This is a genomic window from Cereibacter azotoformans (genome assembly GCF_021391315.1).
In the GTDB taxonomy this organism is placed as follows: Bacteria; Pseudomonadota; Alphaproteobacteria; order Rhodobacterales; family Rhodobacteraceae; genus Cereibacter_A; species Cereibacter_A azotoformans.
In genome coordinates this window covers 2,995,616-3,017,380 of the sequence record NZ_CP090021.1, presented here as the reverse complement: position 1 = coordinate 3,017,380, position 21,765 = coordinate 2,995,616, and the positions used below count along the sequence as shown (strand labels likewise).

The 21,765-nt window shown below is 67.1% G+C and carries 22 protein-coding genes and 3 pseudogenes; 15 read left to right on the top strand and 10 right to left on the bottom strand.

The genetic code is table 11. The features are described from left to right. Nucleotides 1–536: 536 nt before the first annotated feature. From rpsT to mutM, 3 genes are all read right to left on the bottom strand, one after another. Nucleotides 537–815: a 30S ribosomal protein S20 gene (gene rpsT / locus LV780_RS15095; RefSeq protein ID WP_011907071.1), complete on the bottom strand. Its 279-nt coding sequence runs from the start codon at nt 813–815 to the stop codon at nt 537–539. A gap of 110 nt (nt 816–925) precedes the next feature. Further along, nucleotides 926–1,702, bottom strand: coding sequence for an enoyl-CoA hydratase (locus LV780_RS15090; protein ID WP_011909540.1), 777 nt, complete (start codon nt 1,700–1,702; stop codon nt 926–928). 60 nt (nt 1,703–1,762) lie between these two features. Next, a complete protein-coding gene (gene mutM, locus LV780_RS15085; protein ID WP_108222148.1) occupies nt 1,763–2,614 on the bottom strand; it encodes a bifunctional DNA-formamidopyrimidine glycosylase/DNA-(apurinic or apyrimidinic site) lyase in 852 nt (283 codons plus the stop codon). 93 nt (nt 2,615–2,707) lie between these two features. Here mutM and ubiE point away from each other — a divergent pair, with 93 nt between their 5' ends. Then, nucleotides 2,708–3,460 carry a bifunctional demethylmenaquinone methyltransferase/2-methoxy-6-polyprenyl-1,4-benzoquinol methylase UbiE gene (ubiE, locus tag LV780_RS15080; RefSeq protein WP_011909542.1) on the top strand — a complete coding sequence of 251 codons (753 nt, stop codon included), beginning with the start codon at nt 2,708–2,710 and terminating at the stop codon, nt 3,458–3,460. A 1-nt stretch (nt 3,461) separates the two neighbouring features. Continuing rightward, nucleotides 3,462–4,991 (top strand): 2-polyprenylphenol 6-hydroxylase, encoded by a 1,530-nt coding sequence (gene ubiB, locus LV780_RS15075; RefSeq protein ID WP_108222146.1) that lies wholly within the window; start codon nt 3,462–3,464, stop codon nt 4,989–4,991. On the opposite strand, the gene LV780_RS15070 is transcribed toward ubiB, so the two are convergent. Next, nucleotides 4,986–5,642, bottom strand: coding sequence for a flagellar hook assembly protein FlgD (locus tag LV780_RS15070; RefSeq protein ID WP_108222144.1), 657 nt, complete (start codon nt 5,640–5,642; stop codon nt 4,986–4,988). The genes ubiB and LV780_RS15070 overlap by 6 nt on opposite strands. 8 nt (nt 5,643–5,650) lie before the next feature. Beyond that, a complete protein-coding gene (gene fliK / locus LV780_RS15065; RefSeq protein WP_233863856.1) occupies nt 5,651–6,325 on the bottom strand; it encodes a flagellar hook-length control protein FliK in 675 nt (224 codons plus the stop codon). Nucleotides 6,326–8,010: 1,685 nt separating this feature from the next. Here fliK and LV780_RS15060 point away from each other — a divergent pair. Together LV780_RS15060 and LV780_RS15055 are read left to right on the top strand one after the other, a co-directional pair. Then, entirely contained in the window at nt 8,011–8,289 is a 279-nt protein-coding gene (locus tag LV780_RS15060) for a rod-binding protein (RefSeq protein WP_108222140.1), read from the top strand. Next, entirely contained in the window at nt 8,279–8,617 is a 339-nt protein-coding gene (locus LV780_RS15055; protein WP_108222138.1) for a hypothetical protein, read from the top strand. The genes LV780_RS15060 and LV780_RS15055 overlap by 11 nt, the downstream gene beginning before the upstream one ends. A gap of 11 nt (nt 8,618–8,628) precedes the next feature. Here the strand turns inward: LV780_RS15055 and LV780_RS15050 are convergent, their stop codons facing one another. Next, nucleotides 8,629–9,939 carry a FliI/YscN family ATPase gene (locus LV780_RS15050; protein ID WP_108222137.1) on the bottom strand — a complete coding sequence of 437 codons (1,311 nt, stop codon included), beginning with the start codon at nt 9,937–9,939 and terminating at the stop codon, nt 8,629–8,631. Between the two features lie 83 nt (nt 9,940–10,022). Here LV780_RS15050 and LV780_RS15045 point away from each other — a divergent pair, with 83 nt between their 5' ends. The 11 genes and pseudogenes from LV780_RS15045 to LV780_RS14995 form a co-directional block, all read left to right on the top strand. Further along, entirely contained in the window at nt 10,023–10,406 is a 384-nt protein-coding gene (locus LV780_RS15045; RefSeq protein ID WP_108222135.1) for a FlgB family protein, read from the top strand. Nucleotides 10,407–10,408: 2 nt separating this feature from the next. Beyond that, on the top strand, nt 10,409–10,789 hold the full coding sequence (gene flgC, locus LV780_RS15040) for a flagellar basal body rod protein FlgC (RefSeq protein WP_101341499.1): 381 nt from the start codon (nt 10,409–10,411) through the stop codon (nt 10,787–10,789). A gap of 13 nt (nt 10,790–10,802) precedes the next feature. Beyond that, nucleotides 10,803–11,093, top strand: a complete 291-nt coding sequence (fliE, locus tag LV780_RS15035; RefSeq protein ID WP_011909551.1) for a flagellar hook-basal body complex protein FliE — start codon at nt 10,803–10,805, stop codon at nt 11,091–11,093. After that, nucleotides 11,093–11,359 carry a flagellar biosynthetic protein FliQ gene (locus LV780_RS15030; protein WP_101341498.1) on the top strand — a complete coding sequence of 89 codons (267 nt, stop codon included), beginning with the start codon at nt 11,093–11,095 and terminating at the stop codon, nt 11,357–11,359. Before fliE ends, LV780_RS15030 begins: the two co-directional genes overlap by 1 nt. Before the next feature lies 1 nt (nt 11,360). Beyond that, complete coding sequence (locus LV780_RS15025) at nt 11,361–12,080, top strand: flagellar hook-basal body complex protein (RefSeq protein WP_108222134.1); 720 nt, start codon at nt 11,361–11,363, stop codon at nt 12,078–12,080. Beyond that, nucleotides 12,077–12,862, top strand: a complete 786-nt coding sequence (gene flgG, locus LV780_RS15020) for a flagellar basal-body rod protein FlgG (RefSeq protein ID WP_011909554.1) — start codon at nt 12,077–12,079, stop codon at nt 12,860–12,862. Before LV780_RS15025 ends, flgG begins: the two co-directional genes overlap by 4 nt. After that, nucleotides 12,862–13,281, top strand: a complete 420-nt coding sequence (gene flgA, locus LV780_RS15015; RefSeq protein WP_011909555.1) for a flagellar basal body P-ring formation chaperone FlgA — start codon at nt 12,862–12,864, stop codon at nt 13,279–13,281. The genes flgG and flgA overlap by 1 nt, the downstream gene beginning before the upstream one ends. A 10-nt stretch (nt 13,282–13,291) precedes the next feature. Further along, nucleotides 13,292–14,011, top strand: coding sequence for a flagellar basal body L-ring protein FlgH (gene flgH / locus LV780_RS15010; protein ID WP_101341496.1), 720 nt, complete (start codon nt 13,292–13,294; stop codon nt 14,009–14,011). Between the two features lie 4 nt (nt 14,012–14,015). Next, nucleotides 14,016–14,513: a flagellar basal body-associated FliL family protein gene (locus tag LV780_RS15005; RefSeq protein WP_407647917.1), complete on the top strand. Its 498-nt coding sequence runs from the start codon at nt 14,016–14,018 to the stop codon at nt 14,511–14,513. A 335-nt stretch (nt 14,514–14,848) separates the two neighbouring features. Then, nucleotides 14,849–16,289: pseudogene (locus LV780_RS15000) on the top strand (IS1182 family transposase). Nucleotides 16,290–16,454: 165 nt separating this feature from the next. Then, nucleotides 16,455–16,709: pseudogene (locus tag LV780_RS14995) on the top strand (IS5/IS1182 family transposase); the annotation flags it as partial. Between the two features lie 55 nt (nt 16,710–16,764). On the opposite strand, the pseudogene LV780_RS14990 reads toward LV780_RS14995, so the two are convergent. The 4 genes and pseudogenes from LV780_RS14990 to flhA form a co-directional block, all read right to left on the bottom strand. Then, nucleotides 16,765–17,229: pseudogene (locus tag LV780_RS14990) on the bottom strand (transposase). A gap of 614 nt (nt 17,230–17,843) precedes the next feature. Then, nucleotides 17,844–18,923: a flagellar type III secretion system protein FlhB gene (flhB, locus tag LV780_RS14985; RefSeq protein WP_108220835.1), complete on the bottom strand. Its 1,080-nt coding sequence runs from the start codon at nt 18,921–18,923 to the stop codon at nt 17,844–17,846. Continuing rightward, nucleotides 18,920–19,696, bottom strand: a complete 777-nt coding sequence (locus tag LV780_RS14980) for a flagellar biosynthetic protein FliR (RefSeq protein ID WP_101340027.1) — start codon at nt 19,694–19,696, stop codon at nt 18,920–18,922. The genes flhB and LV780_RS14980 overlap by 4 nt, the downstream gene beginning before the upstream one ends. Beyond that, nucleotides 19,693–21,762, bottom strand: a complete 2,070-nt coding sequence (gene flhA, locus LV780_RS14975) for a flagellar biosynthesis protein FlhA (protein WP_101340026.1) — start codon at nt 21,760–21,762, stop codon at nt 19,693–19,695. The genes LV780_RS14980 and flhA overlap by 4 nt, the downstream gene beginning before the upstream one ends. Nucleotides 21,763–21,765 lie beyond the last annotated feature (3 nt).

The following is a 21,765-nucleotide window of genomic DNA, read 5'->3' as shown; positions in this document are numbered from 1 at the left end:
TTCCTGTGCCCGTTCGCCGTTCATCGCCTGCGGCCTCGCCCGCGCCGACGCGCGGGGAGATCCTTGTTGTCGTTCTGCGAAGCAACGCAAATGGGGCGCCGGGATACGGCGCGCATGAGACCCCCCATCACCTGCGCTGGCAGGTGATGGGGTCAATGGGACACCACGATGCAAGAGACGGGCATGCACCCGCTCCTCCGCAATCGCGGACCGTGCCGGATCGGCACAGAATGTTTTACCCAAAGATCGCGGAGGATCATTCGTCTCGCCGCACGAGGCGGCAGTTGGCAGCAGACGCATGACAATCCGCGATCGGCCATGTCCCCCCAAGGACGTGTGAATCGCTGACATGACGCTAGCAAGCCGTGCCGAGCATCTGCAACCGAACTTCGCTGTTGACTAATCCTTTGTCGCAGCGAATCCCGAAGGCCGTCGCGAGGCGTGACATTCCCGCCAGACCGGCCTCTCGGGACGGGCCGGAAACGCAAAACGCGCCCCAGAGGGGCGCGTTTCAAGCCACTGCGATTGCAGCGAAATCAGGCCGCGGCGGGAACCGACAGCACCTTCACGCGATGCGCGAGGCGCGACATCTTGCGGGCCACCGTGTTCTTGTGGAGGACACCCTTGGTGACACCCCGAGCCATCTCGGGCTGGGCGGTCTTGAGGGCGGCGGCGGCAGCCGCCGGATCACCCGAAGCGATCGCTTCCTCGACCTTGCGCAGGAAGGTGCGGATCCGCGACCGGCGGGCCTTGTTAACGGCGGCGCGGGCCTCGGCCTGGCGGGCACGCTTCTTGGACTGGGGCGAGTTGGCCATGTATCAGGACTTCCGTCTCTACGTTCGATCTCTCATTGAAGCCGCGTCTTTACGGGCGACTCGTTTCCAAGTCAACCCGTAGGCGTCGATTCCCGCCGCGGCCCGGCGAATTACTTGTCGCGGAACTGCGGCGTGCGCTTTTCCAGGAAGGCCGCCATGCCCTCCTTCTGGTCCTCGGTGGCGAACAGCGCGTGAAACAGCCGCCGTTCGAACAGCACGCCCTCGCGGAGCGTGGTCTCGTAGCTGCGGTTGACCGCCTCCTTCACCGCCATCGCCGTCAGGAGCGACTTGCCGGAGATCTTGGCCGCGGCCTTCATCACCTCTTCCATCAGGTTCTTGGCCGGCACGACCCGGCTGACCAGACCGCACCGCTCGGCCTCGGCCGCATCCATGAAGCGCCCGGTGAGATGCATGTCCATCGACTTGGACTTGCCCACGAACCGCGTGAGCCGCTGGGTTCCGCCGAGGCCGGCCACCACCCCGAGGTTGATCTCGGGCTGGCCGAACTTGGCCGTATCGGCCGCGATGATGAAGTCGCACATCATGGCCAGCTCGCACCCGCCGCCGAGCGCATAGCCGGCGACCGCCGCGATGATCGGCTTGCGGACGCGCAGCATCGCCTCGGAGTCCGAGGTGAAGAAGTCGCTGCCGAACACGTCCACGAAGCTCTGCCCGGCCATTTCCTTGATGTCGGCGCCGGCCGCAAAGGCCTTGTCCGAGCCGGTGATCACGATGCAGCGCACCTTGTCGTTGCGGTCGGCCGCGGCGAGCGCCTCGGCCAGCTCGGACATCATCTTGCTGTTGAGCGCATTGAGCGCGTCCGGGCGGTTGAGCCGGATCAGCGCCACATAATCCTCGATCTCGACGATCAGGGTCTCGTAGGCCATTCGGGTTCCCTCGTCATGGCAATTCCGCGAAGGTCTAGCAGCCCGGCGGCAGGGATCAAGTCATCTCTGGCACTCGGGGCAGTGGAACGAGGATCGCCCCGACTGCACGATCCGCCCCACGAGGCCGCGGCAGCCCGGCGTGACGCAGGGCTGGCCCTCGCGTCCATAGACCCGGAAGGTGTGCTGGAAATAGCCGAGTTCGCCATCGGCCTGACGGTAGTCGCGCAGCGATGAGCCGCCCGCCGCGATCGCCTCGGACAGCACCTCGCGGATGATGGGAACGAGACCGGCGGCCCGGGCTTCGCCGAGGCTGCCGGCAAGCCGGACGGGCGCCAGACCTGCGCGAAACAGCACCTCGCAGACATAGATGTTGCCCAGACCGGCCACGATCCTCTGATCGAGAAGCGCAGCCTTGACCGGCGTCCGCCGCCCCGCCAGCCGGGCCGCGAGATAGGCGCCGTCGAAGGCGTTGCCGAGCGGCTCGGGCCCCAGCAAGGCCAGGAGCGGGTGGGCATCGGCCGCCTCCGTCGGCACCAGATCCATGGCGCCGAACCGTCGGGCGTCGTTGAAGGTGACGCGCGCGCCCCCCTCCATCTCGAGCACGACATGATCGTGCCGCGCGGGGGCGGGATGGTCATGGACGAAGTCGCCGACCCGCGCCCCCGACACGAGCATCCGCCCCGACATGCCGAGATGGATCAGGAGCGACTCGCCCCCCGACAGATCCGCAAGGATGTATTTCGACCGCCGGCGGAGGCGCAGGACCCGCTGGCCGGTCAACCTCTCGGCCATGCGTGGAGGCAGCGGCCAGCGCAGATCAGGGCGGTTCACCCGCGCCTCGACGATCAGCCGGCCAGCCATCGCGGGCTCGAGCCCCCGGCGCACGGTTTCGACCTCTGGAAGCTCGGGCATCGGCCACTCCGCGACAGATGGCAGCAAGGGGGTCCATTGCAGCCCCCGCGCCCGGCCCTATAAAGAGGGCGCAGCAGAGGACGGCAAGAGCCCATGAACGACGAAACTTCCAACACGACGCATTTCGGCTTCCGCACCGTGCCGGAAGGCGAGAAGGCCGGGATGGTTCATGGGGTCTTCACCCGCGTGGCCTCGAAATACGACATCATGAACGACCTGATGTCCGGCGGCATCCATCGGCTCTGGAAGGACGCCATGATGGACTGGCTCGCGCCGCGGCCGGGGCAGAAACTTCTCGATGTGGCGGGGGGCACGGGCGACATCTCGTTCCGCTTCCTCAAGCGGGCTCCGGGAGCCCATGCGACCGTCTGCGACATGACCGAGTCGATGCTGGTCGAGGGCCGCCAGCGCGCCGACGCCGCGCAGATGGCCGACCGGCTCGACTGGGTGGTGGGCGATGCGATGGCGCTGCCCTTCGCCTCGAACACCTTCGACGTCTATACGATCAGCTTCGGCATCCGCAACGTGACCCGCGTTCAGGACGCGCTGAACGAAGCCTTCCGCGTGCTGAAGCCCGGCGGGCGGCTCATGGTGCTGGAGTTCAGCCAGTTGCCCAACCCGGCGATGCAGTGGGCCTACGACCGCTATTCCTTCAACGTGATCCCGGTCATGGGGCAGATCGTGGCGAACGACCGCGACAGCTATCAATATCTTGTGGAGTCCATCCGCAAGTTCCCGGATCAGGAGACATTCGCGGGGATGATTCGCAAGGCGGGCTTCGGGCTGGTGAAATACCGCAACCTCTCGATGGGCATCGCCGCGCTGCATTCCGGCTGGAAGATCTGACTTGAAGGGGCCCCACAACATCTGGCGGCTGGTGCGCACCGCCGCCACCATGGAGCGCACGGGCGCCATCGGTGCCATACTCGAGGCCATGGATGCTCCGGCGAACCTGAGGGTGGTGGCGCGCGTTCTCGGCTGGCCCTTCGCATGGCTCGGCCTGCCCGGCGACCCGGCGCTGCCGCCGGCCACCCGCGCGCTGACGGCCCTCGGCCCGGCCTATATCAAGTTCGGCCAGATCCTCTCGACCCGCCCCGACGTGGTGGGCCCCGAGATGGCGCTGCAACTCCAGTATCTGCAGGACAAGCTGCCACCCTTCCCGATCGATGTCGCCAAGGCGCTGATCGAGGAGGAACTGCACGTTCCGGTCGATCAGGTCTTCTCGGAATTCTCCGAACCCGTTGCGGCCGCCTCGATCGCGCAGGTCCACCGCGCCCGTCTGGCCGATACCGGGGTCGAGGTGGCGGTGAAAGTGCTGCGCCCCGGCATCGAGCGCGCCTTCCGCACCGACATCGACGCCTTCTACCTGGCCGCGCGGATCATCGAGATCCTCTCGCCCTCCTCGCGCCGGCTGCGCCCCACCGAAGTGATCCGCCACTTCGAGGGCGTGGTGAACGGCGAGCTGGACCTCCGGCTCGAATCGGCCTCCGCCGGGGAATTCGCCGCCAACACCGAGAAGGACGCCGGTTTTCAGGTGCCGAAGCCGGTCTGGAACCTGTCGGCCCGGCAGGTGATGACCATCGGCTGGGCCGAGGGCATCTCGCTGGCCGACAATGTGGCGCTCGACGCGGCAGGCCACGACCGGACGGCGCTCGGCACACGGGTGCTTGCGCTCTTCCTCAGCCACGCGCTGCGCGACGGCTTCTTCCACGCCGACATGCACCAGGGCAACATGAAGGTCGCCGCCAATGGCGACATCATCGCCTATGACTTCGGGATCATGGGGCGGCTCGACGAATACACCCGCCGGGTCTACGCCGAGATCCTCTTCGGCTTCATCCAGCGCGACTACCGCCGGGTGGCCGAGGTCCATTTCGAGGCGGGATATGTCCCGGCCGACCGCGACATCGACGAATTCGCCCGCGCCCTTCGCGCGGTGGGAGAGCCGATCTTCGGCATGGAGGCCTCGCGGATCTCGATGGGTCGGCTGCTCGCCTACCTGTTCGAGGTGACCGAACGTTTCGGCATGGAGACCAGGACGGAGCTGATCCTGTTGCAGCGGACGATGGTCGTGGTCGAAGGCGTGGCCCGTTCGCTGGACCCGCACATCAACATCTGGCAAGTCGCCCGCCCCATTGTCGAGGATTACATCCGAGACAACGTCGGCCCGCGTGCGGTGGCGCGTGATCTGGTGCGGACGGCGCGGATTCTGGGCCGGTTCGGCCCCCGCCTGCCGCGCCTTGTCGAGGCCCAGCTGATCCGGCAGGGCCATTCCGAGATCGAAGAGCCCCCGCGGCGCGAGACGCATCCCCTCATCTGGATGCTCGCCGGAGCCGGGCTGACCACAGCCGGCGTCTGGATTGGCAGCCTGCTATGAGCGCGAAACGTCACGAAGCGCGGTGACGGAGGAAGCCGGAACCTCGATCCCTCCGCGCAGGACCAGCAGCGTGCCTTCGCTGCCACTGCGGGCCTCGACGATGCCGGCATAGACCTTGGCCGGCGCGGTGGCGAGCAGCCTGTCCTTCAGGTAGCTCTCCAGCGAAAAGCTGTAGGCGCCTTCGGGCAGCGGCTCGCCCGCCGCATCCGTGCCGGCCCATTCGAGGTGCCCCGCGCCGGCCGCAACCGTCTCCTGCGAGACGATCGTTCCATCCGCGCTCCGCACGATGAGCTTCATGCTGTCGGCCCCGGCCGCAGGCTCCGGCGCAATGGTGACGGGCGCGCCGTCGAACCAGGCCGCCGCCTCGACCCTCGCCTCGCGGCCGATCCAGCCCGCAAGCTCCGACAGCCCCATGGCGCCGAAGGATCCGCTCATGCCCGTGAGGATCTGGTTCGTGCGCACCTGCTGCTCCACCCCCGAGAAGGTGGCAAGCTGCATGGCGAAGTCATCCGATTCCATCGGATTCAGCGGGTCCTGATTCTGCAGCTGCGTGGTCAGCATCCGCAGGAACGTCTCATAGTCCGAAGTCGTGGAACGGCCGCTCGCCGGGGCGGAACCGGCGGTCGGGGAGGGGGCGCTGCTGACTTCCATGTAAACTCCTATATGCGCCGGTCGAGGCCGGATGTCGGCCGGGCCGTTGCGGGGACGGCGGGTTGCAGTTCGGCGACTTCGCCCCCCGAGCCGTCCGGCCGACGGGGCGAAGGCCGTCCCTCGCGGCTGCCGAAACTGAGCGATGCGCCAGAGAAGCCGGCCTGCCTGAACTCGGCGCCCAGCTGGTCGGCGTGGCGGCGTATCATGTCGAGCGTGTCGGCCCGATCCGCCTGCACGAGCACCCGAAGGTGATCGCCTTCCTGCGCCATCGTCATCCTGATCTGCCCGATGTCGTCAGGCTGCAGCACGATCTCGACGGCGTCCTCTCCGGCCGGGGCAGCGGAGGCACCGGGCACGGGCAGATGAGGCGGAGGCGCCTGACCGCGCGCGGGCTCGGCGGCGGGCCGGGGCTCGGCTCCAGCGGGAGATCCCGTCGGTGCAGGTCCCGGCAGCCGCTCCGCTTCGGGCACGACGTCGGGGAGGGCCGCTGCGCCAGTTGCAACCGGGCTCGCATCCGGCCGGTCCGGAGACACGAGCATCCGCTCGGCCGACGGTTCCTGTGCGGGACGATCGAGGTGCGGATCGATGCGCCTGTCCGACACCGCCGTGTCCGGCCGTACGCCGGGAATCTCTGCCGCTTCCGTCCGGCGCGGAATCTGATGATGTTCAACGGATCCGGCCACCGCTGGGGGAGAGCCCCCTCTGTCGCAGGCTGAGGCACCCGCGGCATGGACCTCCACCCGAGTGGCTTGCGGCGGAGCCCACCGACGCGGGCCATCAGCGGTCGAAGTCCTTTCATGCCCAACCCATCTCGGCGCCATCTCCGGCAGGGCCGCATCCTCCGCAGCCATCGCGCTCGGAGCCCGGTGTTTCGCCGTGAGATCCGTACGCCACCCCAGCTCCCCGGCAGCATCATGCACAGCTGGCTTGATTTCAACCATCGCATGTTCATCTGAAGCCCCCTCGAGTGCTGCCAGTGGGCTCGTCTCGGCCCCGGACTTCGGCGCCTCTACCCGCATGTCACGCCCCCTCAACCGCCGCTCACCCGGAGGGACAGGGTCCCCTACACCTTGCGTGAGCGCCGGAGCGTCACCGGGATCTGCGGAGGCCGCGTTGGCCGCTGACGACCGTGGTGGAGACTCGCCCCGTGCCGTTCTCGCCTCATGAGAACTGGAGGCACCGGCAAGCTCCGCCGCCATTGGCACGGCATGCGGCTGGGGCAGAGCACGAGCCAGGCCGCGTTCAGCCGGGACTGCGGAAGGTTGCCTGGGCGAACTGGCGTCAGCCCCGATGGGCTCTCGCCGAATGATCAAGTCAGCCGGAGAAATCCGCGGCTCAATTCCCTCGACAGGGATGGTCAGACCCGCGCCCACTGAAGAAGGCCCGCCTGCCGCGACAGAGGGAAAGCGGGCCACCAACCCCTCTGGTGCAGAAGCCGTGCGGTCAGACCCAGGGTGGAGACCACCCGTCGAGCCTTCGAGCGGGTCAATGGCGCTCGGCAGCGGTTCTCCGCACCCGTCGGCACCAGCCTTGCCCAGCCCCTTCAGGGCGTTCGAGCCATCCTGAGGAGGCCGCGACTCACGTTCCCCAGCGGACGGCATGGCTGCGGCGCTTCGCATCGCGAGACCTTGGGCTGCGGGCTCCTGGGCGGTCGTCGCTTGCGGCGAGATGTCGGGAAGGACGTCTGGATGCGCATGCAGCCCGGACCGCGGGGGTTCCCTTTCCCCGGCGGCGTGAGGGCGTGCATGGGCCGACAAGCCGGCGCCTTGTGGGAGGACACCCCTGATCCAACCTTCCTGCGGCGCAGCCCGGGGCACAAGCGGGACACGATCCTGCCGAAGTTCAGCGCTTTCGTGTGAGGCTGCGGGCTTCGCCACGGACATTGACGTGGCGGATCGGGCCGGGGCAAGGACCATGGGTGGCACAAGACCGCCCGGGGCCGGTTCACCCGCCACCCCGAGATCCCAGGCCAAAGTCTCGTGAGGTTCCTCTCGCGTCCGCGGTGCGCCGGAACGATCCGGCGAAGAGGCCGACGCGCCGCCGATTGCTCCGGCATCGGCTTCGCTTTCCGGCCGGGGGACGTTGCCCTCGACCGCTTCAACCGCACCGACAGGCAGCGCAAGCGCCCCCCCATCAGGGGCGAGCCCATCACAAGGCCCCCCCACAAGCGCCGCGAACACATCGCCCCTCTCCCGATCCACTGCCACCTTGGGCGGGGTTTCGAGACCATGAACCACCTGCGGGATTGAACCGATTTCCACTGTCCGGACCTTCTGTCGCCTGATTCCCGTTTTTGCAGGAAGGAATTACCGAACATTTACTCATCCCGGGCAGGATCCGATAAATGAGGAACAAAAGGAGCATGTGCATGTCGATCGCGATCCCTCCCGCTATCGGAGAGGCCCCGCATCCGCGGCAGATCCTTCGCCAGAAGGCAGAGGAACTGGAATCCGCATTCCTGTCAGAGATGCTCGGGCACACCGGGCTCGGCGCTTTGTCCGCCTCCTTCGGAGGAGGATGCGGCGAAGAGCAGTTCGGCTCCTTTCTGCGCAGGGAGCAGGCCACGGCCATGGTGCGCGCGGGCGGCATCGGGCTGGCGGAGCATTTCCACCGATCGCTGACAAGAGGGATGGACGATGCGCTCTGAACCGACCCAGCTTCTGCTGGAGCACGTGCTCGAGGACATGCGCCAGAAGGTGATCGCAGGCGATCTCGCGGGGCTTGCCGACCTCGAACGCGGGCTGGCCGACGCGATGGAGCGGCAGCCGCCCGCAACGGCCGAACAGGCGCAGCGCGTGCGGGCGCTGGCATCACGAAACCTCGGCTGCCTCGAGGCCGCTTCGCGCGGGGTGCGCGCGGCCCGCCGGCGACTCACGGAGATCCGGCAGGCGGCATCCGGCGTCGTCGTGGTCTATGACGATCAGGGGCGGCGCACCGAGAGACCGCCCGAGCCGCCGCCACGCCAGCGGCTCTGACCTGTTCCCCCTTACCGTCCCAGACAGGCCGCGAGGCGCCGGAAGCTCGCCTCGATGCCGTCCGGCGCATCCTCGGCCAGAAAGCCATCCAGCGCGGGCCAAACCCGGATCGCCGCATCCACCTGAGCATCCGAGCCCTTCGCGTAGAGACCGGCCTGAATCATCATCTCCGCCCGATCCCAGGCGCCGAGCAGGCGCCTCGCCTCGGCGATGAGGTCGTTTTCCGGGTCGGACGCGGCATCGGGCAGGCTGCGCGACACGGATCGGAGCAGGTCGATCGCCGGGAACCGGCCCCGCTCGGCAATCCGGCGATCCATCACCACATGGCCATCGAGCACCCCGCGAAGGATGTCCGCCACCGGCTCTTCCATGTCCGAGCCCGCCACCAGCACCGAGAAGACAGCGGTGATATCGCCCGTTCCCTCGGCCCCCGGCCCCGCCCGCTCGGCGAGGGACATGATGGTGTGGGCCGTCGAGGGCGGAAAGCCTCGCATGCTCGCCTCTTCCCCGCCCGCCAGGGCAACCTCACGATGCGCTTCGGCGAAACGGGTGATCGAATCGGCCAGCAAAAGGACATGCAGCCCCTGATCGCGGAAATGCTCGGCCACGGCCATCGCGGCCCAGCCGCACCGTCGGCGCATGAGCGGCGACTGGTCCGAGGTGGCCGTGACGACCACCGAGCGCGCCATCCCCCTCGCTCCCAGCACGCGCTCCGTGAAGTCGCGCAACTCGCGGCCACGCTCGCCGATGAGGCCAATGACCACCACATCCGCGCCGACGCCCCGCGCAAATTTTGCCAGGAGCGAGGATTTTCCGACGCCCGAACCGGCAAAGAGGCCAATCCTCTGACCCTGCACGAGCGGCAGCATCGTATCAAAAACCGCAACTCCGGTGGGCAGGCGCGGCCCGAGGCTCCGGCGGCGGGCCGCCGGAGGCGCCGGCGCGCGCAGGGGCCGCGCGATGGGCCCCCTGAACAGAGGCCGCCCATCGAGCGGCCGGCCCAGCGGATCCACGATCCGTCCGATCCAGCTGTCGTCGGGCGCGATCTCGGCCGAGCCCACCAGTTCGACCTGATCGCCGATGCTCAGACCCTCGATCGCCGCGTCCGGCAGAATTGTCACCTCCTGGTGTGACAGGCGCAGCACCTCCCCTCCGATCTCCCCGTTCGTCCCGTGGACGATCACCCGGTCGCCCAGACCGGCACCGCTGGTCAGACCGGTGGCCGCGATCGTCCCGCGCGCGATCTCCGTCACGCGTCCGTAGCGGCGGCTGATGGGAATCGCCCTGATCTCCGAGATGAGTCCTTCAAATTCGGCAGACATCCGATCCCTCTTTGTTCGCGCCTTACCCTTTCTAAAGGAATCGACCTTAAGCCTTGATGAAACCAGTCGAGGGAGAAGCCCCGATGTTCGAAAAGCTCGAACTCGTCAGAATGGCGCAGGCCATGGCCAGACACGCCGGTGCACGGACGGATGTGATCGCACGGAACGTCGCCAACTCGGATACGCCCGGATACCGCGCCCGCGATCTTCCGGATTTCGAAAGCTACGCCGAGGGCAAGACGGGGCTGCGCGGCACGCGGGCCGGCCATCTGCGATCGGCAGCGGCGGTCGCGGCAGAGCCCGTGCCGGTCGGGATCATGGGCACAGCCTCGCCCAACGGAAACTCGGTGTCGCTCGAGGAAGAGATGGTCAAGGCCGTGTCGGCCCGGCAGCAGCACGAGATGGCGCTCTCGATCTACCAGAGCAGCTCGCGCCTGATCCGCACCAGCCTCGGCCGGAGTTCCTGAACATGACCGACCTCAGCCAGTCGCTCTCGCTTTCGGCCTCCGGCATGCGGTCACAGGCCCTCCGCCTGCGCCACGTGTCCGAGAACATCGCGAACGTCGATACGCCCGGATTTCACCGCAAGACCGTCAGCTTCCAGTCCGAGCCGGACAGCGGTCTCGTCTCGACCGGCCCGGTCCGCCTGGACCAGAGCAGCCTGCAGAAGATGTATGACCCTGGCCATCCGATGGCCGATGACACCGGATACTACGACGGGTCCAACGTCGATCTGGTGGTGGAAATCGCTGACGCGCGCGAAGCGCAGCGCAGCTACGAGGCGAATCTTCGGATGTTCGATCAGGCGCGGCAGATGACGCAGAGCCTGTTCGACCTCCTGCGTCGATAGAAAGGACTCCAGAATGGACATCAGCACCTCGGTCGCGGCACAGACCTACGCAAGGGCCAGACTCGCGACGGCGCCGGAGGCGCCCTCGATCGGCGTGGCGGCGGCGCTCAACCGTGCCGCCGAGAGCTTCACCGAGACCCTCGCCCACGGCGAGGAGACGGCGCGGGCGGCCATGACCGGAAAGGCCGATCCCCATGCCCTGGTCGAAGCACTGGCGGCCTCGCAGACGGCGGTCGAAACGGCCGTCACCCTGCGGGACAAGGTCGTCGAGGCCTATCAGGAGATCCTGAGGATGCCGGTCTGATGTCCGAGGCCGCGCTTTACGACGCGCTCCGTCAGGGTCTTTGGGTCGCGGTGCTCATCTCGGCGCCGCTGCTCACCGTGGCGCTCGTGGTCGGGGTGGGGATCGGCATCCTGCAGGCCCTGACCTCGGTGCAGGAGATGACGCTGACCTTCGTGCCGAAGGTGGGCGCCATGCTCCTCGTCTTCTGGGTCTCGATGAGCTTCATGACCACGAGCCTCGTCGCCTTCTTCGTCGAGGGGATCATCCCGCGGATCGAGGGAGGCTGAGATGGACGCTGCAGGCTACACCACCCTCACGCGCCAGTCCGGGCTCATGCGCGAGATGCAGAGCATCGCCAACAACATCGCCAACCTCTCAACGACAGGGTTCCGGCGCGAGGGCGTGGTCTTCACCGAACATGTGAAACGGCTGGACGGCGAGGCCTCCCTCTCGATGGCCAGTGCCAGCGCACGGCACGTCGATCTTTCTCAGGGCGGCCTCACCCATACGGGCGCCACCTTCGATTTCGCCATCATGGGAGACGGGTTCTTCCTGATCGAGACGCCGCAGGGCGAGCACCTCACCCGCGCCGGAAGCTTCACGCCCGACGCGGAGGGCGAACTGGTGGACATGGACGGCAACCGGCTGCTCGATGAAGGTGGCGCGCCGGTCTTCATCCCGCCCGATGCCCGGGACGTGGTTCTTGCCAGCGATGGCACGCTCTCGTCCGGGGGCCAGCCGATCGGCCGGATCGGGCTCTGGCAACCGACCGAGCCTCTCGACCTTCGGCACGAGGGCGGCACGCGCTTCTCGGCCGAAGCGGGGGTGGAGCCCGCGGCCGGCGCTTCGCTCATCCAGGGCTCGCTCGAGGAGTCGAACGTCACCCCGATCTCAGAGATCTCGCGGATGATCGAGGTGCAGCGCGCCTACGAACTGGGCCAGGGCTTCCTCGACCGCGAGGACGACCGGATCCGCAACACCGTCAGAATCCTCGGAGACAGCCGATGAAGGCGCTTCAGATCGCAGCCACCGGGATGAGCGCGCAGCAGACGCGCGTCGATGTCATCTCGAACAACCTCGCGAACATGTCCACGACCGGCTACAATCCCCGCCGCGCGGACTTCGCCGACCTCCATTACCAGCAGATGGTCCGCCCCGGCACCGTCAGCGCCGAAGACGGGCGGATGCTGCCCACCGGCGTGCAGCTCGGGATGGGCGTGCGCCCGTCGGCGGTGTCCGTCGTGCTTTCGCAAGGCGCCCTCGCCCAGACCCGCGGCGACCTCGATCTGGCGATCGACGGGCGCGGCTACATCGAGGTCACGCTCCCCTCCGGCCAGTCCGCCTACACCCGCGACGGGTCTCTCAAGCGCAGCGGAGAGGGCCTTGTCGTCACCTCCGACGGCCATGAGGTCGCCCCCGGCATCACCATCCCCGAGGATGCCGCGAGCGTTGCGATCAACGGCTCGGGAGAGGTATGGGCCTACTTCAGCGGTCAGGTCCAGCCGCAGCTGATGGGGCAGATCACGCTCAGCGGTTTTGCCAACGAGAAGGGGCTGGAAGCCATCGGCTCGAACCTCTTTGTGGAGACGGCCGCCTCCGGCGCCCCGATCGCGGGCACCCCCGGAGAGGACGGCTTTGGCACATTGCGGCAAGGCTATCTCGAGGAAAGCTCGGTGGATTCCGTGCAGGAGATCACCGAGCTCATCAAGGCGCAGCGCGGATACGAACTCAACGCCAAGGTCATCACGGCGGCCGATCAGATGCTCGCGGCAACGGCGCAGGTGAAATGATGCGCTGGGTCCTGCTGCTCCTCTGTCTCGCCTCACCCGCGCCGGCCGACACGGTTGTTGCCACCCGCACCATCCGCGCACTGGAGGTGCTGGGGCCCGGAGATCTCGCTCTCCGGCCCGAGACCCTGCCCGGAACGCTGACGGAACCTGCCCAGGCCATCGGGCTCGAGGCGAGGGTCACACTCTACGCGGGTCGCCCCGTCGGGATCGGCGACGTCGGTCCGCCCGGGATCGTCAACCGCAACCAGATCGTGCCGCTGGCTTACAGCCTCGGCGCTCTCGAAATCCGCGCCGAGGGCAGGGCGCTTGCTCGCGGAGGCGTGGGCGACGTGATCCGCGTCATGAACCTCTCCTCCCGCTCCACCGTGTCCGGCCGCATCGCCGATGACGGCTCGGTGCATGTCGGCCCCGGCTCCTGAAGGGACAATCATGCGACACCTGCTCCTGCTCCTCCTCGCCCTGCCCTCCTGCGGACGACTTGCCGAAGTGGGCAAGGCGCCCTCCTTCAGCCCGGCGGATGAGACCTTCCAGTATCACGCGATGTATGCCCTGCCGATCCCGGAGAACCTCGGGAATCCGGGGCCTACGGCGGGTTCGTCGCTCTGGGCGGGGGATCGCGCCTCGCTGCTCGGGGACCGCAGGGCCAGTCGCCGCGGAGACATCCTGACCGTCGCCATCGAGATCGACGACCGGGCCGAGATCTCCAACTCCACCGGCCGCAGCCGCTCGGGAGGCGAGAGCCTGGGCCTGCCGTCCTTCTTCGGCATCCCCCAGCGGATCGACCGGCATCTCCCGGACGGGGCGTCGATGGAGGATGCGGTCTCGACGAGTTCCTCCTCCAGCTACTCGGGCGACGGCTCGGTGCGCCGGAAGGAGAAGCTGACACTGCGGGTCGCGGCAACCGTCGTCGAAGAACTGCCGAACGGGGTGCTCCGCATTCAGGGCCAGCAGGAGGTGCGCGTGAACTACGAGCTGCGCGAGCTGGTCGTCACGGGCTATGTCCGGCCGGGCGATATCTCGCGCCAGAACGAGATCACCTACGACAAGATCGCCGAAGCCCGCATATCCTACGGCGGGCGCGGGCAGATCACCGATGTCCAGCAACCGCGTTACGGCCAGCAGGTGGCCGATATCATTCTGCCGTTCTGACATGATGCGTCTTGTCCTGCCCCTTCTTCTGGCAGTTCTGGGGCTCGCTGCCGGCATCGGCGGCGGGATCCTGCTCCGCCCCGGCACATCCCCGTCCCCGTCCGACGAGGCCGAGGCGGTTCATCCGGGAAAGGATGACGCCCGGCCAGCCGCACCCCGTTCCGTCGATCCCGCCGAACAGCCGGACTACGTCAAGCTGAACAACCAGTTCATCGTGCCGATCGTGGAGAAGGAGCGCGTAGCCTCCATGGTGATCCTGTCGCTCAGCCTCGAGGTAGCGCAAGGGGCCGGCCAGGACGTCTATGCGGTCGAGCCAAAGTTGCGCGACGGCATGTTGGGCGTTCTGTTCAACCACGCGAACACTGGTGGGTTTCGCGGTTCGTTCACCGAAGCTGCGAAGCTCGTGTCCTTGCGACGCGCGCTGCTGGAAGTGGCGGTATCCGTGCTGGGTCCGAAGGTCACGGACGTACTCATCACGGACATCATGCGTCAGGATGGATGACATACCCCGAGGTCTGGAACCAGAGCATCCAATCTTCCGCGTATCAGTGATCTGGACCGCGCTTCCTGAATTAAGCGAGGAATCGCGCTGGTCGAGCCGCTTGAGAAGCAGGCCGACGGCACCCTTGCGCGCGAGGTTCTGGTCTTTGCGTCCGAGTGTATCGAGTCCGGCCTGAACAACCGCGAAGTGGTTTATCTGTAAGTGATAACCTGAGGTTTCAGTCGCCATGGCCTGCAGAATTTTCACAGAATTAGGCCCAGAACCGTGCAGTTTCGGCCGAGGCTGTGTGGAAACCCCTACCTGTGGTAGACTTTCTGAGGTCGGAGGGGTTCGGGATGGCAGGTTTCATCGAGGGCGCCGAGCGCAGCCAGACGGTGCTGTTTCCGGATCGGCTTGAGGATTGGATCAGCGAGGATGCCCTTGTGCGCGTCGTCGATCTCTTCGTTGACGAACTGGATCTGGCGGAACTCGGCTTCGTCCGATCGGCTGCGGCACGCACGGGTCGGCCGGGGTATCACCCGGCCGTGCTGCTCAAGCTGTTCATCTACGGGTACCTGAACCGCATCCCGTCGAGCCGCCGACTGGAGCGGGAGGCCGGCCGCAACGTCGAGGTGATGTGGCTGACCGGCAAGCTGGTGCCCGACCACAAGACCATCGCCGACTTCCGGCGCGACAATGCAGCTGCCATCCGCAAGACCTGCGCGCAATTCGTCGAACTCTGTCGCCGGATCGGCGTGCTGAAGGGCGACTGCGTCGCCATCGACGGGAGCAAGTTCAAGGCGGTCAACAACCGCGACAGGAACTTCACCAAGGGCAAGATCGCCAGCCGGCTGACCCATCTCGAAGCGGATGTCGCGCGCTGCATCAATGAGATGGTCCGGATCGACCGGCAGGAGGAGGGAGAGGCGCGGGCGGAGAAGGTTGCCCATCTCGCCCGCCGCTACGGCCGCATCCGGCGGGAAATCGAGCGGCTGAAGGCGATGGACAAGGCCTTGGCCGACGCACCGGACGGGCAGATCTCGCTGACTGATCCTGATGCCCGTGCGATGGCGACCAGTGCCAGGAACAGCGGCCTGGTCGGATACAACGCGCAGTGCGCGGTCGATGCCGAGACGCACCTGATTGTCACCCATGATGTCACCAACCACGGCTTCGACCGCGACCAGCTGAGCCCGATGGCGACGGCGGCCAGGGAGGCTCTTGGTCACGACGACCTGCACGCAATCGCCGACAAGGGCTATTTCAGCGGCACCGAGATCCTCGCCTGCCATGAGGCCGGCATCACCACGACCGTGCCGCGGCCCATGACCTCCGGCAACGAGGCCAAGGGCATGTTCGTGAAGACGGACTTTCTCTACGACCCGGCGCGCGACATCTACACCTGCCCGGCTGGCAACGGGTTGACCTACCGCGGCACCCGCGAGGAAGGCGGCCTGCAGGTCCGCCGATACTGGATCAACGACTGCCAGACCTGTCCCATCCAGCGCCGCTGCACGAGCGGCACGGAGCGGCGGATCACCCGTTGGGAGCACGAGCACCTGATCGACGCGATGCGGGAACGCCTCGCCCGCGATCCCCGACCCGATGACGCTCCGGCGCCGCACGGTCGAGCATGTCTTCGGCACCCTCAAGGCCAGGATGGGCACGACCCATTTCCTGACGCGGCGTCTGAAGAACGTCCGGACGGAGATGGCGCTGAACGTGCTGGCCTACAACATGAAGCGGATGATCTCGTTGATCGGTGCCCGGCGCCTGATGGAGGCGATTCCCGGCTGATCGGCGGAAACGAGCGCCGCTATTTGCAACGAGGAGCCCCACGCGGCTCCTGCCGCCGCCGAACCATCCCCCAGATCCGCTTGCCGGAAATCCCACCCTACAGGGCGCAGGGCCGTTCCTAACGAACGTCAGGCCGGGAGTTTCCACACAGCCTCGGCCCGTCGCATGAAGCATCGCCCCTGCCCGCCTGAGCAGAACGACCTCTTCCGGCCGCGTCTCGTCGACATGATCGACATGCGTCACGAGCTGGTCACGTTGGCGGGGCTGATCGACTGGGAGTTCTTCGATCGGGAATGGGCGGGGTTCTTCCCCTCCATCACCGGGCGTCCGGCGACCTCGCCGCGGCTCGTGGCGGGGCTGCTCTACCTCAAGCACCCCTTCCGGCTTTCGGACGAAGCCGTCGTCGCGCGGTGGGTGGAGAGGCGTTGTTGCAGAACTCAGGCCTGGGGCGTGACCGCCCCTTACCCACGGATGCTCATGCCACGCGGGCGATCTCGGCGGTGCCGAGGGCGTTGAAGTGGTTGATGAGGGCGATGCGGATGTGGATTTCGGCTGCCAGGCGGTCGGGGTCTCTCGCGGCGATGCGCTCGCCGAAGGACTTAAGGCAGCGCATCCTGGCCTCGGCGCGGCTGCGGACGTGGTAATTCCGTCCACCGTTTCCACAACGCCCGGCCGTAGTAACGCGTGGCGCGCAGGATTTCGTTGCGGGCTCGAGCCGCGGGGCAATTCTCAGCGGCAACTTGAACAACACCTTAATCGACAAGCAGAACGGGATCGCCGCATCTGAGAAGACCGGCGGGCGCCCCGGACGGCCCTCATGCGGCGCGTGCCAAGCCATCTCCTTGTCCAGCCAGATCAGCAACGACCCGCGCCTGCGGAGCGCAGCGTTGTAGGTGGACCAGTTCGTCGTGCGGTAACGCGCGGGCTTGGGCTTGCTCATCCCATCCGTCTGACCGCATGAATTCGTGATGTGCATCCTTCACGCTCAGTGTTCTGCAACAACGCCCCGTGGACCTGAAAGACGTTCTTCGCGCGATCAACACCGACAGTCACAACATCCGACATGGTGGTTCCTTCCTAATTGGAGCCCCGATGACAGCCCGGAAGCCGCTTCGCGCCGCGCCCGGGACAGGGGCCGTCCACCACATTAAAATGCACACCAAAGCACAGCCATGTCACCTTGAGACGGGAGGTTCCTCCAGAAGCCCCACGTGCGCGGCAGCGCTGGAACGAGATGCCGGTTTCAAAGTCGTCGCAGTGCCTCGGCCCGGGCAAGGGCTGTACGGGCGGAACTGGTCCTCGACGTCCACTCCGCCGTGCACCGGGCGAGTGCCACGTTGAGCTCCGACCGGCGGCCGTCCGCCCATGCCTGGTAGGAAAGCGCAACCTGAGCCGCAGTTACCGGATCCAGGTCACTCGCCGGTAGGGCCTCCAGCGCCTTCAACCCGTCGAGGCAGCTCTGCCGCTGGCGCGCGACACGGGCAAGGTCTGCCAGACGTACGTCGAGAACCATTTGGGCCAGCTCCCGGAGACGGACAATCTCCTCCTTCTGCTTCACGCTCGCACCCCTTTCATCCTGCGCCTGATCCGCTCCGAGAATCGGATGGCCGCTGCGACCGCCTTGTAATGTTCGGGACGGATCTCTTCGCCAACGCGCACGGCGGCGTGCAGCGCGCGCGCCGTCGGGGGGTCCCGATGTATCGGAACTCCGGCCTCCGCCGCCCTTTCACGGATGCGCGCGGCAATCTCGTCGGTTCCCTTGGCCACACAGAGCGGGGCGCGCCGATCCCCGCGCTTCCAGCGCAGCGCGACGGCATAATGGGTTGGATTGACCACGACCACGTCGGCGCCCGCCACATCCTGAAGCATGCGATTGGTGGCAATCTCCATCGCCTTCTGCCGCCGCTGCGCCTTCACATGCGGATCGCCCTCGGCATCCTTGGCCTCGTCCGTAAGCTCCTTGCGCGACATCCGGTGGCGTCGGAGATGCTCGGCGCGCTGCCAGAAGTAGTCGATGAGGCCGATCCCGCCCGACAGGAGCACCACAATCGCGAGAAACTCGAGCATCAACATGAACATGCGGCCAACCGCGAGGCCCGGCGCCATCGCGAGCATGTCGAGCATCCCGGCCATGTGGAACGTGATGAAGAGCGCGAAGACCACCGCCACGAGGAGGAGCTTCACGAGGCTCTTGGCGAACTCGAACAGGCCGTTGCGACCGAAGCGGTTGCGAAAGCCGGATACGGGCGAGATCCGCTCGGTCTTGGGAGCGAGCTTTGTCGGCGCGACGACCAGGGCCCGTTGCGCCACCAGTGCGGCGACCGCAGCGAGGGCGGGTATCGCGAAGAAGGGCAGGACGGCGAGCAGCACAGAGCCGAGCAGCCCCCCCACCTGCGGCTGAGCCTTGTCAGACAGGAGCGTCGAGAAACGGTCCGCCTGCCCAAGGAGCGAGGTGCCCATGTCTCCCATCCGCTGGATGGCGCCCTGCCCGAGGCCCAGAGCCGCAAGGAGGAGACCGCCATAGCTGGCGGCCGTCACGAGATCCTGCGACTTTGGAAGCTCGCCCTTTCGCCGCGCCTCCTCAAGCTTGCGTTGGGACGGTTCGTGCGGCTTGTCCTCGTCTCCCTCGCTCATGGCGGCGCCACGAGGGAGGGATTGTCGAGGAAATCGCCGAGCCTCGTCACCCAGAGCCCGAGTGCAAGCGGGGCGGACAGGGCGAGCAGCACAAGCCCGCCGAATGTGAGGGCGGGCGCCCCCACAAAGAACACCATGAGTTGCGGCATGGCGCGGTTGATGATGCCGAGCGCCACGTTGAACACGAAGGACGCGGCCACGAACGGCATCGACAGCATGAAGGCGAGGGCGAAGGTGTGCACGATCAGGTGCAGGCCCCAGTCCGCCACGTCACCCGCGACCGGAAGACGCGCCGCGGGCAGGAGGTCATAGGACAGGATCAGAAACTCGGCCAGGCGCACATGCAGGCCTCCCGCAACCGCGATCGCGAGACCGGCGAGCGTCAGGACGTTGCCGATGACGGGCTGCGGCTCGCCCGACGGCGATCCGAACATCTGGGACAGCGACACGGCCTGGGCCGCGACGGTGCCGGCCGTCTGCAACGCCAGCACGAAGAGCCGCAAGGAGATCCCGAGAACGAGGCCGATCGCGGCCTCGATTCCGAGGGCCACCGGCGAGCCGTCGAAGGCGGGCACCCGGTCACTCACGGCCGGGAAGACGATGGCGGTGAAGGCAAGGGCGATGGTCAGCCGCACGCGGGCCGGCAGCGTCATCTCTCCGAAGGCGGGCAGCAGGGCCATGGCGGCTCCGACCCGGATGAAGACCAGAAAGCCCGCCCGGAACAGGTCCTGGACCATCAGGGTCAGCTCGGTGGCCTGTTCAAACAGGGTCATGCCGGCACGATGGCGACCATCGACGCGCGCGCTTCGGTGCCGATCTCGTCGTAGGACAGCACCGGCACCCTCAGACCCTTGGCCGCCGCCACGGCCCGGACGAAGCGGCGCCGCAGGGTCGAGGTGACCAGCGCGGGCTGGATGCCGCTGTCAGCCGCGCGCGCGAGCTTTTCGGCCAGGCCGTTCGCCAGCCGGCTGAAGGCCTCGGGCGGAAGGGCCACGTCGCGAAGGCCGCGACTGCCCTCGATCTGGTAGGTGGTAAAGGTCTTCTCCCACTCGGGCGCCAGCTGGATGAGTGGAATGGTCCCGTCCTCGCGCTTCAGTTCGGCCACGATCTGGAAGCCGAGCCGCTGGCGCACATGCTCGCAGATGTCCTCAGGCGCCGTCAGGGCCCGAGCCTCGGCGATCGCCTCGAGGATCAGCGGAAGGTTGCGGATCGAGACGCGCTCCTCGAGCAGGAGGCGCAGCACCGCCAGCAGCAGATCGACCGGCACACGATCGGGGACGAGTTCATCCAGGAGGCGGCGGTTGGCGTCGGCCCTCGCCCGGTCCGAGAGGTTGACGAACTCGTCGAGGAGCCGCCGCAGCCCCTTGAGCGTCAGCAGCCGCGCCAGGTTTCCCTTCAGCACTTCCAGCAGATGAGTTGCCAGCACCTCAGCGGGCGTCACCACGGTCAGCCCATTGAGAGCCGCTTCCTCCTGGTGATCCGCCGGAATCCACCGCGCGGGCGCGCCATAGACCGGCTCGCGGACGTCGAGGCCGTCGGGCGCATCGGCTCCTTCGGCCAGCAGGACGAGAACATGGTCGGGCATGAGGCGGTCGCGGACACGCTCCACCCCCTGAAGGCGGATCCGGTAGCTGCCGGGCGGCAGCATCGCCTCGTCCGTCACCCGGATCTCGGGCAGGATCAGGCCGAAGGCCCCGGCGATGTGGTTGCGCATGTTGTTGATCCTGGAGTCGAGCCCCGTCGCGGGATCGAGAACCATGCCCACCAGACTCGGCGCAAACTCGATATGGATGTCGTCGAAGTCGAGAACGTCGCCCAGTGGCCGCGCGCGTGGCTCCTCGACGTCCTCCGGTTCGGCGGCGAGAGCGCCCTCCTTTCCCTTGAGCCCCATGTAGGACAGCCCCGCAAGGAGCACCGCCGCGATCATGAACGGCCCGAACGGGAGACCCGGAACCAGCGCGAAGAGCGCCATGAGGAGTGCGACCGTCCCGAGCGCGCCGGGGTAACGGCCCAGTTGCTGGAAGAAGGAGACGTCCGCCGCCCCCGTGGATCCGCCCCGTGCCAGCAGGAGCGCGGCCGCGATCGAGATGATCACGGCCGGAATCTGGCTCACCAGACCGTCGCCGATGGTCAGGATGGCGTAGGTCTCGAACGCCCGGCTCAGCGGCATGTCGTGCATGATGACGCCGGCCAGCAGCCCCACGACGATGTTCAGGGCGGTGATCAGCAGCCCGGCGACCGCATCCCCCTTCACGAACTTGGACGCCCCGTCGAGCGAGCCGAAGAAGTTGGTTTCGGCCAGTTCCTGCTCGCGCCGCCGCTTGGCCTCGGCGTGGTCGATGGCGCCTGCGGACATGTCGCTGTCGATCGCGAGCTGCTTGCCCGGCATCCCGTCGAGCGCAAAGCGGGCGCCCACCTCGGCCATGCGCCCGGCGCCCTTGGTGATCACCACGAAATTGACGATGAGCAGGACGCAGAAGATCACCACCCCCATCATGACGCTGCCGTTCATGATGAAGCTGGCAAAGCCTTCGATGACATGGCCGGCGGCCGAGGTTCCGGTATGGCCCTCTCCGATGATGAGCTTGGTGGACGAGATGTTCAGCGACAACCGGAGCATCAGCGACGCCAGCAGGATCGTCGGAAAGGCGGAAAAGTCGAGCGGACGCTGGATGAAGAGCGTCACGGTGAACATGAGGATCGCCAGCGAGAAGGACAGGGCGAGGCCGAGGTCAAGCATCCAGGCGGGCACCGGCAGCACCATCATGACGATGACCGCCATCAGCGCGAGGGCCAGGAGAATGGTCGGCTGGAAGAGGTCCTGTCTGGAGAAACGCATCGT